Raw genomic sequence first — 16767 nt, forward strand, 5'->3', positions numbered from 1 at the left:
AGTGTTAACGTTGATGCCGCGCAAATCTCACCTGCAATAAAGCGACTAAAAGTAAGGCATTAACAAGATGAAAAAAGTGACTGCCATGCTCTTCTCGATGGCCGTGGGGCTTAATGCCGTTTCAATGACGGCAAAAGCGAAAGCGTCCGAGGAGCAGGAAACTGATGTACTGTTGATTGGCGGCGGCATTATGAGCGCCACGTTGGGGACCTATTTACGGGAGCTGGAGCCTGAATGGTCGATGACCATGGTAGAGCGCCTGGAGGGTGTCGCGCAGGAGAGTTCGAACGGCTGGAACAACGCCGGAACCGGGCATTCTGCGCTGATGGAACTCAATTACACCCCGCAAAACGCCGATGGCAGCATCAGTATTGAAAAAGCAGTCGCCATTAACGAAGCATTCCAGATTTCCCGCCAGTTCTGGGCGCACCAGGTCGAGCGCGGCGTGCTGCGTACCCCGCGTTCATTTATCAATACCATTCCGCATATGAGCTTTGTCTGGGGCGAAGATAACGTCAATTTCCTGCGTGCCCGTTACGCGGCATTGCAACAAAGTTCGCTGTTTCGCGGTATGCGTTACTCTGAAGATCACGCGCAAATCAAGGAGTGGGCACCGTTAGTGATGGAAGGGCGTGATCCACAACAGAAAGTGGCGGCTACGCGTACAGAAATTGGCACCGATGTGAACTACGGTGAGATCACCCGTCAGTTGATTGCCTCATTACAGAAGAAATCTAACTTCTCGCTGCAACTCAGCAGCGAAGTCCGCGCTATCAAACGTAATGACGATAACACCTGGACTGTCACTGTTGCCGATCTGAAAAACGGCACCGCACAGAACATCCGTGCGAAATTTGTCTTTATCGGCGCGGGTGGCGCGGCACTGAAACTGTTGCAGGAGTCCGGTATTCCGGAAGCGAAAGAATACGCCGGTTTCCCGGTGGGCGGTCAGTTCCTCGTTTCGGAAAACCCGGATGTGGTTAATCACCATCTGGCGAAGGTCTATGGTAAAGCATCCGTTGGCGCGCCGCCGATGTCAGTTCCGCATATCGATACCCGTGTACTGGACGGTAAACGCGTGGTGCTGTTCGGGCCATTTGCTACCTTCTCAACCAAATTCCTCAAAAACGGTTCGCTGTGGGATCTGATGAGTTCCACCACCACCTCTAACGTGATGCCGATGATACACGTCGGGCTGGATAATTTCGATCTGGTGAAATATCTGGTGAGTCAGGTGATGTTGAGTGAAGAGGATCGTTTTGAAGCGTTGAAAGAGTACTACCCACAAGCGAAAAAAGAGGACTGGCGTTTGTGGCAAGCGGGACAGCGCGTGCAGATTATCAAACGTGATGCCGATAAAGGCGGCGTGCTGCGTCTGGGTACAGAAGTGGTCAGCGACCAGCAAGGAACCATTGCTGCGCTGCTCGGCGCATCGCCGGGGGCATCTACCGCTGCGCCGATTATGTTGAGTCTGTTGGAAAAAGTGTTTGGTGATCGTGTTTCCAGCCCACAATGGCAGGCCACGCTGAAAGCAATTGTTCCGTCTTATGGCAGCAAGCTGAACGGTGATGCGGCGGCAACAGAACGTGAATTGCAGTACACCAGCGAAGTTCTGAGCCTGAAATATGATAAGCCGCAGGCGGCAGATAGCACGCCGAAAGCGCAGTTGAAACCGCAACCAGTACAAAAAGAAGTGGCGGATATTGCGTTGTAATGGTGCGCCGCATCCGGCAACTGGCTCGGGCGTTAGATGTCGGATGCGGCGTAATCGCCTTATCCGACCTACGGGGGGCAGCACTTCACAGCGGCGTAGGCCTGATAAGACGCGTAGCGTCGCATCAGGCAACCGGCTCGGGCGTTAGATGTCGGATGCGGCGTAACCGCCTTATCCGACCTGCGGAGTGCAGCACTTCACAGCGGCGTAGGCCTGATAAGACGCGCAGCGTCGCATCAGGCAACTGGCTCGGGCGTTAGATGTCGGATGCGGCGTAACCGCCTTATCCGACCTGCGGGGGGCAGCACTTCACAGCGGCGTAGGCCTGATAAGACGCGCAGCGTCGCATCAGGCAACCGGCCAGGGCGTTAGATGTCGGATGCGGCGTAACCGCCTTATCCGACCAGCGGAGTGCAGCACTTCACAGCGGCGTAGGCCTGATAAGACGCGCAGCGTCGCATCAGGCAACCGGCCAGGGCGTTAGATGTCGAATGCGGCGTAACCGCCTTATCCGACCTGCGGAGTGCAGCACTTCACATTCGTTTAGCGAACTACCGCGTTCTCAATCTTCTCTTCCGCCTTCCAGACGCGGTATTTCACATCCACATTGTCTGGTGTATACACCACGATCGGCAGCTTGCTGTTGTAACGCAGCATTCCGGCATCACCCAGATACGCGGTAACAAATTTCTTCTCTTTCTTGCCATCCGGACAGGCCATCATCGTCGAAACCGGGGAGCTAACTTTATCAAAGACATAATAATCATAGCCCCAGCCTTCCAGCGTTTTGCTTTCCAGTTTTCCGCCAAGACGATGCAGATTGCAATCGACCTCCAGCGTCTGACCGATCAACAGTTCTACTTTCAGGGTAGATTCATCTTCTTGCGGGGTTAACTGAATCACCTGACGCTTCATCCCTTTTTCGGCTTGCGGATAAGGGGCAATTTTTTCCAGCGGCTGGATGCTTTCTGCCGCCCAGGCAGAGGTCGTGGCAAAAGCGGCAAACAACACTGCAGGTAGAATGGTCTTCATTTTGTTTTCCTTTCTTCATTTATAGGTTTTTCACCGATGATGTCGCTGAAGGTTAACATATTCATCAAATTTATTAATTTGCTTTATGAATAACTTAAGGAATATTCAGACAACTTTACCTTCTCTTTTGGTGTTATATGCTGATGAATGGTTAAGCCTGAAGAAATATATTTGGTGAATTTATCGCTATATAAATTTATTTATAACCATTTGAAATGTGAGCAAAAGACCGTTTTTGCCAGCCTTCCCACCACTCTTTTGATCCTACTACAGGTTTTACCCCGATCGGGGTATGCATCTTTGACACATCCTTTAATATCTTAGCGGCTATAAAAATGGCTTATTAATTATGCGGTTTATTTGGTCGCTCTCCGTTTTCAGAGCGCGTTAATGATGGAAGGTCAATGTGAAGATTGATGTATCCCGTCGGGGCATACTCACTGGTCGCTGGCGCAAAGCCAGTAACGGTATCCGTCCGCCCTGGTCTGGTGATGAATCTCATTTTCTGACTCATTGTACCCGCTGCGACGCCTGTATTAATGCTTGTGAAAACAACATTCTGCAACGTGGTGCGGGCGGCTATCCGAGCGTTAATTTCAAAAACAACGAGTGCAGTTTCTGTTATGCCTGTGCGCAGGCTTGCCCCGAATCACTATTTTCTCCGCGCCACACCAGGGCCTGGGATTTGCTGTTCACCATCGGGGAGACGTGCCTAGCGTATCAGGCAGTCGAATGCCGTCGCTGTCAGGATAGCTGTGAACCAATGGCCATTATCTTTCGCCCGACGCTTTCCGGGATCTACCAGCCGCAACTTAATAGCCAACTTTGCAACGGATGTGGAGCATGTGCAGCTAGTTGTCCGGTATCAGCCATTACTGCGGAGTATCTCCATGCACACTAACTGGCAAGTTTGCAGCCTGGTCGTTCAGGCCAAAAGCGAACGAATTTCAGACATCAGCACCCAACTGAACGCCTTTGATGGCTGTGAAGTCGCTGTCAGCGACGCGCCGAGTGGTCAGTTGATAGTGGTGGTGGAAGCAGAAGACAGCGAAACGCTAATTCAAACCATTGAGTCAGTACGCAACGTAGAAGGCGTGCTGGCGGTGTCGCTGGTTTATCACCAGCAGGAAGAGCAAGGTGAGGAAACACCATGAAACTCAGTCGTCGTAGCTTTATGAAAGCTAACGCCGTTGCGGCCGCTGCGGCGGCTGCCGGTCTCAGCGTGCCGGGCGTTGCCCGCGCCGTTGTTGGTCAGCAGGAAGCCATTAAATGGGATAAAGCGCCATGCCGTTTTTGCGGTACTGGTTGTGGCGTTCTGGTCGGAACGCAACAGGGGCGTGTGGTGGCCTGTCAGGGCGACCCGGACGCACCGGTTAACCGTGGTCTGAACTGCATTAAGGGCTATTTCCTGCCCAAAATTATGTACGGTAAAGACCGTTTGACGCAGCCGCTTCTGCGTATGAAAAACGGTAAATATGACAAAGAAGGCGAGTTCACCCCAATCACCTGGGATCAAGCCTTTGATGTGATGGAAGAGAAATTCAAAACCGCCCTGAAAGAAAAAGGGCCAGAGTCGATCGGTATGTTCGGTTCTGGTCAGTGGACTATCTGGGAAGGTTATGCCGCGTCCAAGTTGTTCAAAGCGGGCTTCCGTTCTAACAACATCGACCCGAACGCACGCCACTGTATGGCGTCGGCGGTCGTTGGCTTTATGCGTACCTTTGGTATGGATGAGCCGATGGGCTGCTATGACGACATCGAACAGGCTGATGCGTTTGTGCTGTGGGGCGCGAACATGGCGGAGATGCACCCGATCCTCTGGTCGCGCATTACCAACCGTCGTCTCTCTAACCAGAACGTCACCGTGGCGGTGCTTTCTACTTACCAGCATCGTAGCTTTGAACTGGCGGATAACGGCATCATCTTTACGCCGCAATCTGACCTGGTGATCCTGAACTATATCGCCAACTATATCATTCAAAACAATGCGATAAATCAGGACTTCTTCAGCAAACACGTCAACCTGCGTAAAGGGGCGACGGACATCGGCTACGGTTTACGTCCAACCCATCCGCTGGAAAAAGCGGCTAAAAATCCGGGTTCTGATGCTTCCGAGCCGATGAGCTTTGAAGATTACAAAGCCTTTGTTGCCGAATATACGCTGGAAAAAACCGCTGAAATGACCGGCGTGCCAAAAGATCAGTTGGAACAACTGGCGCAACTGTATGCCGATCCGAACAAGAAAGTCATCTCCTACTGGACGATGGGTTTCAACCAGCATACCCGCGGCGTGTGGGCCAACAACCTGGTCTACAACCTGCATCTGCTGACCGGCAAAATTTCCCAGCCGGGTTGCGGTCCGTTCTCCCTCACGGGTCAGCCTTCCGCGTGTGGTACTGCGCGTGAAGTGGGCACCTTTGCTCACCGTCTGCCAGCGGACATGGTGGTGACCAACGAGAAACACCGTGATATCTGCGAGAAGAAGTGGAATATCCCGAGCGGCACCATTCCGGCAAAAATCGGTCTGCACGCGGTAGCACAAGACCGTGCGCTGAAAGACGGCACGCTGAATGTTTACTGGACCATGTGTACCAATAACATGCAGGCCGGGCCGAACATTAATGAAGAGCGTATGCCGGGCTGGCGCGATCCGCGCAACTTTATCATCGTTTCCGATCCATATCCGACAGTCAGTGCGCTGGCCGCGGACTTGATTCTGCCGACAGCAATGTGGGTAGAGAAAGAGGGGGCTTACGGTAACGCAGAACGCCGTACTCAGTTCTGGCGTCAACAGGTACAGGCACCGGGCGAAGCAAAATCGGATCTCTGGCAGTTAGTCCAGTTCTCCCGCCGCTTCAAAACTGAAGATGTGTGGCCGGAAGAGCTGCTGGCGAAGAAACCGGAGCTGCGTGGCAAAACGCTGTACGAGGTACTGTATGCCACCCCGGAAGTGAGCAAATTCCCGGTATCCGAACTGGCAGAAGATCAACTTAATGATGAATCCCGCGAGCTGGGCTTCTATCTGCAAAAAGGGCTGTTCGAAGAGTACGCATGGTTTGGCCGCGGTCACGGTCACGATCTGGCACCGTTCGATGACTACCACAAAGCACGCGGCCTGCGCTGGCCGGTAGTTAACGGTAAAGAAACGCAGTGGCGTTACAGTGAAGGCAACGACCCGTATGTGAAAGCGGGCGAAGGCTACAAGTTCTACGGTAAACCGGATGGCAAAGCGGTGATCTTCGCACTGCCGTTTGAACCGGCGGCGGAAGCTCCGGATGAAGAATACGATCTGTGGCTCTCTACCGGGCGCGTACTGGAGCACTGGCATACCGGCAGTATGACTCGCCGTGTACCAGAACTGCACCGTGCCTTCCCGGAAGCGGTCCTGTTTATTCACCCGCTGGATGCGAAAGCGCGTGACCTGCGTCGTGGTGACAAAGTGAAAGTGGTTTCTCGTCGTGGCGAAGTGATCTCGATTGTCGAAACGCGCGGTCGTAACCGTCCGCCGCAGGGCCTGGTGTATATGCCGTTCTTCGACGCCGCACAGTTGGTTAACAAACTGACGCTGGACGCGACCGATCCGCTCTCGAAAGAGACGGACTTTAAGAAGTGCGCGGTCAAACTGGAGAAGGTGTAAGCCATTATGTCCCGGTCAGCGAAACCTCAAAATGGTCGCCGCCGCTTTCTGCGCGATGTCGTTCGCACAGCAGGCGGGCTGGCTGCCGTGGGTGTGGCGCTGGGGTTACAACAGCAAACCGCACGTGCATCTGGCGTGCGGTTGCGCCCGCCCGGAGCCATAAACGAGAACGCCTTTGCCAGTGCCTGTGTGCGTTGCGGGCAGTGTGTTCAGGCTTGCCCTTACGACACCTTAAAGCTGGCGACGTTGGCCTCTGGCCTGTCGGCGGGCACGCCGTACTTTGTGGCGCGCGATATTCCTTGCGAAATGTGTGAGGACGTACCGTGTGCCAAAGTGTGCCCGAGTGGTGCGCTGGATCGTGAAATCGAATCGATCGACGACGCGCGGATGGGACTGGCAGTGCTGGTGGATCAGGAGAACTGCCTCAACTTTCAGGGGCTGCGCTGCGATGTCTGTTATCGCGAATGCCCGAAAATTGATGAGGCGATTACCCTGGAACTGGAGCGCAACACGCGTACCGGTAAACACGCCCGTTTTCTGCCAACGGTTCACAGCGATGCCTGCACCGGCTGCGGTAAGTGCGAAAAAGTGTGCGTACTGGAGCAACCGGCAATCAAGGTGTTACCGCTGTCACTGGCGAAAGGGGAGTTAGGTCACCATTACCGCTTCGGCTGGCTGGAGGGGAACGATGGCAAATCGTAAACGTGACGCCGGGCGCGAGGCGCTGGCGAAAAAAGGCTGGTGGCGTAGTCACCGTTGGCTGGTGTTGCGTCGCCTTTGTCAGTTCTTCGTACTGGGAATGTTTTTGAGCGGCCCGTGGTTTGGTGTGTGGATCTTGCACGGCAACTATAGCAGTAGCTTGTTACTCGACACCATTCCGCTGACCGATCCGCTGATGACGCTGCAAAGCCTTGCCAGCGGTCATCTACCTGCCACAGTGGCGTTGACCGGCGCAGTGATTATCACTGTGCTCTACGCCCTGGCAGGAAAGCGATTATTTTGCAGTTGGGTCTGTCCGCTGAACCCGATTACCGATTTAGCAAACTGGTTACGCAGGCGATTTGACCTCAATCAGTCTGCGACGATCCCGCGGCACATTCGCTACGTGCTGCTGGTCGTCATACTGGTGGGATCGGCCTTAACCGGCACACTCATCTGGGAATGGATTAACCCTGTTTCCCTGATGGGGCGCAGCCTGGTAATGGGATTCGGCAGCGGCGCGCTGCTTATTCTCGCGCTGTTTTTATTTGATCTACTGGTCGTTGAACACGGCTGGTGCGGTCACATTTGCCCGGTCGGTGCGCTGTATGGCGTGTTGGGTAGCAAAGGTATTGTTACCGTTGCGGCTACCGATCGGCAGAAATGTAACCGCTGTATGGATTGTTTTCATGTTTGCCCGGAACCGCATGTACTACGTGCCCCGGTGCTGGATGAACAAAGCCCGGTGCAGGTCACCAGCCGCGATTGCATGATGTGCGGTCGCTGCGTGGATGTCTGTTCTGAGGATGTATTTACAATAACTACACGCTGGAGTTCGGGAGCGAAATCATGAAAAGCCATGACCTGAAGAAAGCGCTGTGTCAATGGACGGCGATGCTGGCCCTGGTGGTGAGCGGCGCGGTTTGGGCGGCTAATGGCGTCGATTTTAGCCAGTCGCCGGAAGTATCCGGGACGCAGGAAGGGGCCATTCGGATGCCAAAAGAGCAGGATCGGATGCCGCTGAACTATGTGAATCAGCCGCCGATGATCCCGCATAGCGTTGAAGGTTATCAGGTAACGACCAATACCAACCGCTGCTTACAGTGCCATGGTGTCGAGAGCTATCGCACCACTGGCGCGCCGCGCATCAGTCCAACTCACTTTATGGACAGCGATGGCAAGGTAGGTGCGGAAGTGGCTCCGCGTCGTTACTTCTGTCTGCAATGTCACGTGCCGCAGGCCGATACCGCGCCAATCGTGGGGAATACCTTCACCCCATCAAAAGGTTACGGGAAATAAGAGGTTATTATGGGAAATTCTGACCGTAAGCCTGGCCTGATTAAGCGCCTGTGGAAATGGTGGCGTACTCCCAGTCGTCTGGCGCTGGGTACGCTGCTGTTGATCGGTTTTGTTGGCGGTATTGTCTTCTGGGGCGGCTTTAACACCGGAATGGAAAAAGCCAATACCGAAGAGTTCTGCATTAGCTGCCACGAAATGCGCAATACGGTGTATCAGGAATACATGGATTCCGTGCATTACAACAACCGTAGTGGCGTGCGTGCGACCTGTCCGGATTGTCACGTTCCGCACGAGTTTGTGCCGAAAATGATACGCAAGCTCAAAGCAAGTAAAGAGCTGTATGGTAAAATTTTTGGCGTTATTGACACGCCGCAAAAGTTTGAAGCTCATCGCCTGACTATGGCACAGAATGAGTGGCGGCGGATGAAGGACAATAACTCGCAGGAGTGTCGTAACTGTCACAACTTCGAGTATATGGATACAACCGCCCAGAAAGGTGTTGCCGCGAAGATGCACGCTCAGGCGGTGAAAGACGGGCAAACCTGTATTGACTGCCATAAAGGGATAGCGCACAAGCTGCCTGATATGCGTGAAGTCGAACCAGGTTTTTAACAGGGTTATTGCGTGGGTATGCTTGAAGCCAGAGAATTACTCTGCGAGCGGGATGAACGCACTTTATTTAGTGGTTTGTCATTTACGCTGAATGCAGGAGAGTGGGTACAAATCACCGGCAGCAACGGCGCGGGGAAGACAACGCTTCTCCGTTTGCTGACGGGGTTGTCTCGCCCTGATGCGGGTGAAGTTCTCTGGCAAGGGCAGCCCTTGCATCAGGTACGCGATAGCTACCATCAAAACCTGTTATGGATAGGCCATCAGCCGGGGATCAAAACCCGGCTGACGGCGTTAGAAAATTTGCACTTTTATCATCGCGATGGTGATACCGCACACTGTCTGGACGCTCTGGCGCAGGCCGGGCTTGCCGGATTCGAAGATATTCCCGTGAATCAACTCTCTGCCGGGCAACAACGCCGCGTTGCGCTGGCGCGTCTGTGGCTGACCCGTGCCACCTTGTGGATCCTCGACGAACCGTTTACCGCGATTGACGTTAACGGCGTCGATCGTCTGACCCAGCGTATGGCACAGCATACGGAGCAGGGGGGGATTGTGATTCTTACTACTCACCAACCGCTCAACGTTGCCGAAAGTAAAATCCGCCGCATATCTCTGACGAAAACGAGGGGCGTATGATGTTCTGGCGCATTTTCCGTCTTGAGCTGCGCGTAGCGTTTCGCCATAGCGCCGAAATCGCCAACCCGCTGTGGTTTTTCCTGATTGTTATTACCCTTTTTCCGCTCAGTATCGGTCCGGAGCCGCAACTGCTGGCACGTATTGCACCGGGCATTATTTGGGTGGCAGCGCTGCTTTCTTCCTTACTGGCGCTGGAGCGACTGTTCCGTGACGATTTGCAGGACGGCAGTCTTGAACAACTGATGTTGTTGCCGTTACCCTTGCCCGCCGTTGTGCTGGCGAAGGTGATGGCGCACTGGATGGTAACCGGTTTACCGTTACTTATCCTCTCGCCACTGGTGGCATTGCTACTGGGAATGGACGTTTATGGCTGGCAAGTGATGGCGCTGACGCTGCTGTTGGGAACTCCAACGCTGGGATTTCTCGGTGCTCCGGGCGTGGCGCTGACAGTGGGACTTAAGCGCGGTGGCGTGCTGCTCAGCATACTGGTGTTACCGCTGACCATCCCATTACTCATCTTTGCTACCGCCGCGATGGACGCGGCTTCGATGCATTTGCCCGTTGACGGGTATCTGGCAATTTTAGGCGCGTTGCTGGCAGGCACCGCGACATTAAGTCCTTTTGCGACGGCGGCAGCGTTACGAATCAGCATTCAATAACGCTGGATTACTGATTTTTGTTCGAGTCTGGTATCGAAACTATGTGGAAAACACTGCATCAACTGGCGATCCCACCACGGCTGTACCAAATCTGTGGCTGGTTTATACCGTGGCTGGCAATCGCCAGTGTGGTCGTGCTTATCGTTGGCTGGATCTGGGGATTCGGCTTCGCTCCGGCTGATTATCAGCAGGGAAATAGCTACCGCATTATCTATCTACATGTGCCTGCGGCGATCTGGTCGATGGGCATTTATGCCTCAATGGCGGTGGCGGCGTTTATCGGCCTTGTCTGGCAGATGAAAATGGCCAATCTGGCGGTGGCGGCGATGGCTCCCATTGGTGCCGTGTTTACCTTTATTGCCCTGGTTACCGGTTCCGCATGGGGAAAACCGATGTGGGGGACCTGGTGGGTATGGGACGCACGTCTGACCTCTGAACTGGTGTTGCTGTTTCTGTATGTTGGTGTGATTGCGCTGTGGCACGCTTTCGACGATCGCCGTCTGGCGGGGCGTGCGGCGGGGATCCTGGTGCTGATTGGTGTAGTAAACCTGCCGATTATTCATTACTCCGTGGAGTGGTGGAACACCCTGCATCAGGGATCAACGCGGATGCAGCAAAGTATCGATCCGGCGATGCGTTCGCCGCTGCGCTGGTCGATTTTTGGTTTCCTGCTGCTGTCTGCCACGCTGACGCTGATGCGGATGCGTAATTTGATTTTGCTGATGGAAAAACGCCGTCCGTGGGTGAGTGAACTGATACTGAAAAGAGGCCGTAAATGACCCCTGCATTTGCTTCCTGGAATGAATTTTTCGCAATGGGCGGTTACGCCTTTTTTGTCTGGCTGGCGGTAGTGATGACTGTTATTCCGCTGGTGGTGTTGGTCGTGCACTCGGTGATGCAGCATCGCGCAATTCTGCGTGGCGTGGCGCAACAACGGGCGCGTGAGGCGCGTTTACGTGCTGCGCAACAGCAGGAGGCTGCATGAATATTCGCCGTAAAAACCGCTTGTGGATTGCCTGTGCCGTGCTGGCGGGGCTGGCGCTGACTATCGGTCTGGGGCTGTATGCGCTGCGCTCGAATATCGATCTTTTCTATACGCCGGGGGAAATTCTCTACGGCAAGCGTGAAACCCAGCAGATGCCGGAAGTCGGTCAGCGTCTGCGCGTCGGCGGGATGGTGATGCCGGGTAGCGTGCAGCGCGATCCTGACTCGCTGAAAGTGACCTTCACCATTTACGATGCTGAAGGCTCAGTGGATGTCTCTTACGAAGGCATTCTGCCGGACCTGTTCCGTGAAGGGCAGGGCGTTGTGGTGCAGGGCGAACTGGAAAAAGGCAATCATATCCTCGCGAAAGAAGTACTGGCGAAACACGATGAAAACTACACACCGCCAGAAGTCGAGAAAGCGATGGAAGCTAATCACCGTCGCCCGGCCAGTGTTTATAAGGATCCAGCATCATGATGCCGGAAATTGGTAACGGACTGCTGTGCCTGGCATTAGGGATTGCGCTGCTGCTGTCCGTCTATCCTTTGTGGGGCGTGGCGCGTGGAGATGCGCGCATGATGGCCTCTTCTCGCTTGTTTGCCTGGTTGCTGTTTATGTCTGTGGCTGGCGCATTTCTGGTGCTGGTCAATGCGTTCGTGGTGAACGACTTCACCGTCACCTACGTGGCCAGCAACTCTAATACCCAGCTTCCGGTGTGGTATCGCGTGGCGGCCACCTGGGGCGCGCATGAAGGCTCGCTGCTGCTGTGGGTGCTGCTGATGAGCGGCTGGACCTTTGCGGTAGCGATTTTTAGCCAGCGTATTCCGCTGGATATCGTTGCCCGCGTACTGGCGATAATGGGAATGGTCTGCGTCGGCTTTTTGCTGTTCATTCTCTTTACCTCTAACCCGTTCTCCCGCACGCTGCCGAACTTCCCGATTGAAGGGCGTGATCTTAACCCGCTGTTGCAGGATCTAGGGCTGATCTTCCATCCGCCTCTGCTCTATATGGGTTACGTCGGTTTCTCGGTGGCGTTTGCTTTTGCCATTGCATCTTTATTGAGCGGACGTCTGGACAGCACCTACGCACGTTTTACCCGTCCCTGGACGCTGGCGGCGTGGATCTTCCTGACGCTTGGCATCGTACTTGGTTCTGCGTGGGCTTATTACGAACTTGGTTGGGGCGGCTGGTGGTTCTGGGATCCAGTAGAAAACGCCTCGTTTATGCCGTGGCTGGTGGGTACTGCGCTGATGCACTCGCTGGCGGTGACTGAACAACGTGCCAGCTTCAAAGCGTGGACATTATTGCTGGCAATCAGTGCCTTCTCGTTGTGTCTGCTGGGAACTTTCCTTGTGCGCTCCGGCGTGCTGGTATCGGTACATGCATTTGCGTCTGACCCGGCGCGCGGCATGTTTATCCTCGCCTTTATGGTGCTGGTGATTGGCGGTTCGCTGCTGCTGTTTGCCGCGCGTGGACACAAAGTTCGCTCACGCGTAAACAATGCGCTGTGGTCGCGGGAATCTCTGTTGTTAGCGAACAACGTTTTGCTGGTCGCCGCGATGCTGGTGGTACTGCTGGGGACGCTGCTGCCGCTGGTACATAAGCAACTCGGGCTGGGCAGCATTTCGATTGGCGAACCGTTCTTCAACACCATGTTTACCTGGCTGATGGTGCCGTTTGCGTTGTTGCTTGGCGTTGGCCCGCTGGTGCGCTGGGGGCGCGATCGTCCGCGTAAAATCCGCAATTTGTTGATTATCGCCTTTATTAGCACGCTGGCGTTGTCGTTGCTGTTACCGTGGCTGTTCGAAAGCAAAGTCGTGGCGATGACGGTACTCGGTCTGGCAATGGCCTGCTGGATTGGTGTGCTGGCGATTGCCGAAGCGGTGCAGCGTATTTCGCGTGGCACCAAAACAACCTTCAGCTACTGGGGAATGGTGGCGGCTCACCTGGGGCTTGCAGTGACAATTGTTGGTATCGCCTTCAGTCAGAACTATAGCGTTGAGCGTGACGTACGCATGAAGTCTGGCGATAGCGTCGATATTCATGAGTATCGTTTCACATTCCGCGACGTAAAAGACGTTAGCGGTCCGAACTGGCGTGGCGGTGTGGCGACAATCGGCGTGACGCGTGACGGCAAACCGGAAACGGTGTTGTATGCAGAAAAACGTTATTACAACACCGCTGGTTCGATGATGACCGAAGCGGCAATTGATGGCGGCATCACCCGTGACCTGTACGCGGCGCTCGGTGAAGAGCTGGAAAACGGTGCGTGGGCTGTACGTCTTTACTACAAACCGTTTGTTCGCTGGATCTGGGCGGGCGGACTGATGATGGCGTTGGGGGGGCTACTGTGCCTGTTTGATCCTCGTTATCGCAAGCGCGTGAACCCGCAAAAAACTGCGCCGGAGGCTGTATGAAGCGCAAAGTATTGTTAATTCCTTTGATTATCTTCCTGGCGATTGCTGCAGCGTTGCTGTGGCAATTGGCACGTAATGCTGAAGGAGATGATCCGACCAATCTGGAATCGGCGCTTATTGGCAAGCCAGTGCCGAAGTTTCGCCTTGAATCACTGGATAATCCAGGTCAGTTTTATCAGGCGGACGTGCTGACTCAGGGCAAGCCGGTGCTGCTGAACGTCTGGGCGACCTGGTGCCCGACCTGCCGTGCGGAACATCAATACCTGAATCAGCTTTCTGCGCAGGGTATCCGCGTGGTCGGTATGAACTATAAAGACGACAGGCAGAAAGCGATTAGCTGGCTGAAAGAGCTGGGCAATCCTTACGCGTTAAGTCTGTTTGACGGCGACGGCATGTTAGGGCTGGATCTGGGCGTCTATGGCGCGCCAGAAACGTTCCTCATCGACGGCAACGGCATCATTCGCTATCGCCATGCGGGCGATCTCAATCCCCGCGTCTGGCAAGAAGAAATCAAGCCGCTATGGGAGAAATACAGTAAGGAGGCCGCACAATGAGGTTTTTATTGGGCGTGCTGATGCTGATGATCTCCAGCTCGGCACTGGCGACCATCGACGTGTTGAAGTTTAAGGATGAAGCTCAGGAACAACAGTTCCGTCAGCGCCTGCGTCTATCAACGCAAACACATCACTGGAGGCATCTGAAACGGTCAGAATAATAATTTGCGCGGTAACGCCATCCCTGCGCAAGGCATTGAGGGTATCCAGGCCACTCATGCCTTTCATATTCAGATCCAACAAGATCACGTCGATATCCAGTCGATTCGCCAGATCGATAGCACTTGCGCCGTCGCCCGCTTCAGCGACCACTTCAAAGCCAGGATCAAGTTCCAGTAACTGACGAACACCGCGTCGCATAAGTGGATGATCATCCACAATCAGCACCTGAAAAGGCGTTGCTTCAGGCATAGTAGTCTCCTGAGGTTTTATTAGAATCATTATGTTTGAGCGTAGCGTTGGAAACGCTACCAGGCGCGTGAATGTTACCCCATTTTATGTATGGGCATGTAGTAAAACTGCAAGTGTGGGTTGCGGGACAACGTGTAGATATAAAAAAACCAGCCATAACAGGCTGGTTCTTAAGGGAATTTTGGTCGGCACGAGAGGATTTGAACCTCCGACCCCCGACACCCCATGACGGTGCGCTACCAGGCTGCGCTACGTGCCGACTCGTGGCTGCTAATACTACCGTTTTCCACACCGATTGCAAGTAAGATATTTTGCTAACTGATTTATAATTAATCAGTTAGCGATGAAACGCTTCTCGTCTGTCAGCACCTGCAATAACAAACTTAACTGTGGTTTTTCGTCTTTCACTCTTTCACCATGTAAGTTGTAAGTGCGGTATTTACCATTATTGTTCAGCACCAGCGTCATTTTTGGCGTGGTGATTGCCAGCGTATCGTTATCCGCTGCGGTAACCCAATAATGACGGCGTTCAGGATTGAACAAATCCTGACCTTGCGAATATTCGCTGGCAGGCGTACTGACGTGCAGCAGGCGTTGCATCAACGTGGTCATTAGATCGGTATGATCGGTCAGGGTATTAATACGCTGCGCCGGTGTGCCCGGCCAGTGGATCACTAACGGCACCTGAAGATGACCGTGGGACCAGTCAAAGGTTTCTTCCTCTTCGCTCAGTGGAATACCCCGACCGGCAGTAATAATCACCACCGTATTGTCCAGCTTGCCAGAATCACGCAGCGCATTTAACACGCGGTTGATCTGCTCATCAACATTGCCTGCTGCCCGGCTATATTTATGGGTAAATGCTTGCTGGTTGCTATCGTCAATGTTGGTGCCATTGAAAGATACCCATGAGAACCAGCGATTATCTTCTTGCGCGTAGCGGCTCAGCCAGTTGATCCACTGCGTGGCGGTCTGAGCATCGGATTGCGTGCGAACGCTTGGCATTGAGAAGTCTGACAACAATGCCTGGCGATACAACGGGCTGGTAAAGCCATCGGATGAGAATAACCCAAGCTGATAGCCTTGCTGGTTAAGCGCGGTAATTAACGCCGCAGGCGTGCGGGTCGACAGAATGCCATCCATATAACTTGGCGAGATGCCATAGAACAGGCCAAAGATGCCGTTGTCGGTGGTGTTGCCCGAACTCATATGGCGTGTGAATGAAATATTTTGCTCGGCAAAACCCGCCAGTGCAGGCATCTGTTTCTCATAGCGTGAATAGTTCAGGCCATCGACAGTAATCAGCAAGACGTTCTGTCCGGTGCCCATATCGCGGTAGCGCAGTTCGCTTAACGGATACTGTACGGAAACGGCGTCCGGATTGCCTTGCTCAATAAGACGGCGTTGATACTCCTGTGCATCAAGCAGGCCATGCTTCTCAAGAAAACGTCGTGCCGTCATCGGATACGAAAGCGGCAGATTGGCGCGCTGCATGGTGATTGGGCGATAGAAATTGGCATCGGCCCAGATATACACCACGTGCGAGGCGATAAAGGCGATAAATAAGAATGCGGCCAGCGGACGGGCGAAGCGCCGACGACGTGTCAGGCTGCGCAGCTTTTGCCAACTCCACGTCGCAAACACCAGTTCAAGCAATAAAATAACCGGCACGCTGATGAACATCAGTTGCCAGTCGCGCGCCATCTCATTCTCGTCCGGGTTGATAACCAACTGCCAGACGATGGGATTAAGATGGAGATGGAAACGAGTAAAGACTTCGCTGTCGATCAGTAACAGCGTCATTCCCGCCGTTGCCAGAATGACGGATAAAAACCTCATCAGCCTCTGGGAGCCGATGATAAAGGTCAGCGGGAAGAGGATCAGCAAGTAGGTGGCGAACACCAGGAAGCTGAAATGGCCGATAATGCTTACGTAGGAATAAATACGACCAGCAAGTGTTGTCGGCCAGTCAGCGATAAACAGGTAACGGCTGCCTATGACGAGTGAAAGCAGAATATTGAACAGTGCAAACCAGTGCCCCCAACTGACCATTTGGGAGACTTTTTCACGGTAGCGCTGATGATGAGTTACCATAACCTGTTATCTGTTTCCC

The 16767-nt window shown here is 53.9% G+C and carries 17 protein-coding genes, 1 tRNA gene and 3 pseudogenes; 16 read left to right on the plus strand and 5 right to left on the minus strand.

Annotated elements, in window-relative coordinates; translation table 11 throughout:
* The first annotated feature begins 67 nt into the window (after window positions 1-67).
* Window positions 68-1714: a malate dehydrogenase (quinone) gene (gene mqo / locus C1192_RS00850; protein WP_038355066.1), complete on the plus strand. Its 1647-nt coding sequence runs from the start codon at window positions 68-70 to the stop codon at window positions 1712-1714.
* Window positions 1715-2257: 543 nt separating this feature from the next.
* Here mqo and eco read toward each other — a convergent pair.
* Both eco and yojO read right to left on the minus strand, forming a co-directional pair.
* Window positions 2258-2746: a serine protease inhibitor ecotin gene (eco, locus tag C1192_RS00855; RefSeq protein ID WP_016248975.1), complete on the minus strand. Its 489-nt coding sequence runs from the start codon at window positions 2744-2746 to the stop codon at window positions 2258-2260.
* Between the two features lie 199 nt (window positions 2747-2945).
* A pseudogene (gene yojO, locus C1192_RS25855) lies at window positions 2946-3044 on the minus strand (protein YojO); the annotation flags it as partial.
* Window positions 3045-3152: 108 nt separating this feature from the next.
* On the opposite strand from yojO, the gene napF reads away from it, so the two are divergent.
* The 15 genes and pseudogenes from napF to C1192_RS00930 form a co-directional block, all read left to right on the plus strand.
* The gene (gene napF / locus C1192_RS00860; RefSeq protein ID WP_000687310.1) at window positions 3153-3647 is read left to right on the plus strand and encodes a ferredoxin-type protein NapF; all 495 of its coding nucleotides are present in this window, start codon (window positions 3153-3155) and stop codon (window positions 3645-3647) included.
* Complete coding sequence (gene napD / locus C1192_RS00865) at window positions 3637-3900, plus strand: chaperone NapD (RefSeq protein ID WP_000557372.1); 264 nt, start codon at window positions 3637-3639, stop codon at window positions 3898-3900. Before napF ends, napD begins: the two co-directional genes overlap by 11 nt.
* Complete coding sequence (gene napA, locus C1192_RS00870) at window positions 3897-6383, plus strand: periplasmic nitrate reductase subunit alpha (RefSeq protein WP_038355067.1); 2487 nt, start codon at window positions 3897-3899, stop codon at window positions 6381-6383. The genes napD and napA overlap by 4 nt, the downstream gene beginning before the upstream one ends.
* A gap of 6 nt (window positions 6384-6389) precedes the next feature.
* Window positions 6390-7085: a ferredoxin-type protein NapG gene (napG, locus tag C1192_RS00875; RefSeq protein ID WP_000091299.1), complete on the plus strand. Its 696-nt coding sequence runs from the start codon at window positions 6390-6392 to the stop codon at window positions 7083-7085.
* Window positions 7072-7935: a quinol dehydrogenase ferredoxin subunit NapH gene (napH, locus tag C1192_RS00880; RefSeq protein ID WP_038355068.1), complete on the plus strand. Its 864-nt coding sequence runs from the start codon at window positions 7072-7074 to the stop codon at window positions 7933-7935. Before napG ends, napH begins: the two co-directional genes overlap by 14 nt.
* Window positions 7932-8381, plus strand: coding sequence for a nitrate reductase cytochrome c-type subunit (gene napB / locus C1192_RS00885; protein ID WP_000835174.1), 450 nt, complete (start codon window positions 7932-7934; stop codon window positions 8379-8381). Before napH ends, napB begins: the two co-directional genes overlap by 4 nt.
* 9 nt (window positions 8382-8390) lie before the next feature.
* A complete protein-coding gene (gene napC, locus C1192_RS00890) occupies window positions 8391-8993 on the plus strand; it encodes a cytochrome c-type protein NapC (RefSeq protein ID WP_000528371.1) in 603 nt (200 codons plus the stop codon).
* 12 nt (window positions 8994-9005) lie between these two features.
* Window positions 9006-9629 (plus strand): cytochrome c biogenesis heme-transporting ATPase CcmA, encoded by a 624-nt coding sequence (ccmA, locus tag C1192_RS00895; protein WP_000525579.1) that lies wholly within the window; start codon window positions 9006-9008, stop codon window positions 9627-9629.
* A complete protein-coding gene (gene ccmB / locus C1192_RS00900; RefSeq protein WP_000971724.1) occupies window positions 9626-10288 on the plus strand; it encodes a heme exporter protein CcmB in 663 nt (220 codons plus the stop codon). Before ccmA ends, ccmB begins: the two co-directional genes overlap by 4 nt.
* A 41-nt stretch (window positions 10289-10329) precedes the next feature.
* Entirely contained in the window at window positions 10330-11067 is a 738-nt protein-coding gene (ccmC, locus tag C1192_RS00905; RefSeq protein ID WP_010379429.1) for a heme exporter protein CcmC, read from the plus strand.
* Window positions 11064-11273, plus strand: a complete 210-nt coding sequence (gene ccmD / locus C1192_RS00910; RefSeq protein WP_000186540.1) for a heme exporter protein CcmD — start codon at window positions 11064-11066, stop codon at window positions 11271-11273. Before ccmC ends, ccmD begins: the two co-directional genes overlap by 4 nt.
* Window positions 11270-11749, plus strand: coding sequence for a cytochrome c maturation protein CcmE (ccmE, locus tag C1192_RS00915; RefSeq protein WP_038355069.1), 480 nt, complete (start codon window positions 11270-11272; stop codon window positions 11747-11749). The genes ccmD and ccmE overlap by 4 nt, the downstream gene beginning before the upstream one ends.
* Complete coding sequence (gene ccmF / locus C1192_RS00920; RefSeq protein ID WP_038355070.1) at window positions 11746-13689, plus strand: cytochrome c-type biogenesis heme lyase CcmF; 1944 nt, start codon at window positions 11746-11748, stop codon at window positions 13687-13689. The genes ccmE and ccmF overlap by 4 nt, the downstream gene beginning before the upstream one ends.
* The gene (gene dsbE / locus C1192_RS00925; protein ID WP_000824445.1) at window positions 13686-14243 is read left to right on the plus strand and encodes a thiol:disulfide interchange protein DsbE; all 558 of its coding nucleotides are present in this window, start codon (window positions 13686-13688) and stop codon (window positions 14241-14243) included. The genes ccmF and dsbE overlap by 4 nt, the downstream gene beginning before the upstream one ends.
* Window positions 14240-14347, plus strand: a pseudogene (locus C1192_RS00930) (cytochrome c biogenesis protein CcmH); the annotation flags it as partial. The gene dsbE and the pseudogene C1192_RS00930, both read left to right, overlap by 4 nt.
* Here C1192_RS00930 and C1192_RS00935 read toward each other — a convergent pair.
* The 3 genes and pseudogenes from C1192_RS00935 to yejM form a co-directional block, all read right to left on the minus strand.
* A pseudogene (locus C1192_RS00935) lies at window positions 14316-14654 on the minus strand (response regulator); the annotation flags it as partial. The pseudogenes C1192_RS00930 and C1192_RS00935 overlap by 32 nt on opposite strands.
* Before the next feature lie 182 nt (window positions 14655-14836).
* Window positions 14837-14913 (minus strand) — tRNA-Pro (locus C1192_RS00940).
* A 74-nt stretch (window positions 14914-14987) separates the two neighbouring features.
* The gene (gene yejM, locus C1192_RS00945) at window positions 14988-16748 is read right to left on the minus strand and encodes an LPS biosynthesis-modulating metalloenzyme YejM (protein ID WP_000256124.1); all 1761 of its coding nucleotides are present in this window, start codon (window positions 16746-16748) and stop codon (window positions 14988-14990) included.
* Window positions 16749-16767: the final 19 nt, after the last annotated feature.

Source organism: Escherichia marmotae, from assembly GCF_002900365.1.
GTDB lineage: Bacteria > Pseudomonadota > Gammaproteobacteria > Enterobacterales > Enterobacteriaceae > Escherichia > Escherichia marmotae.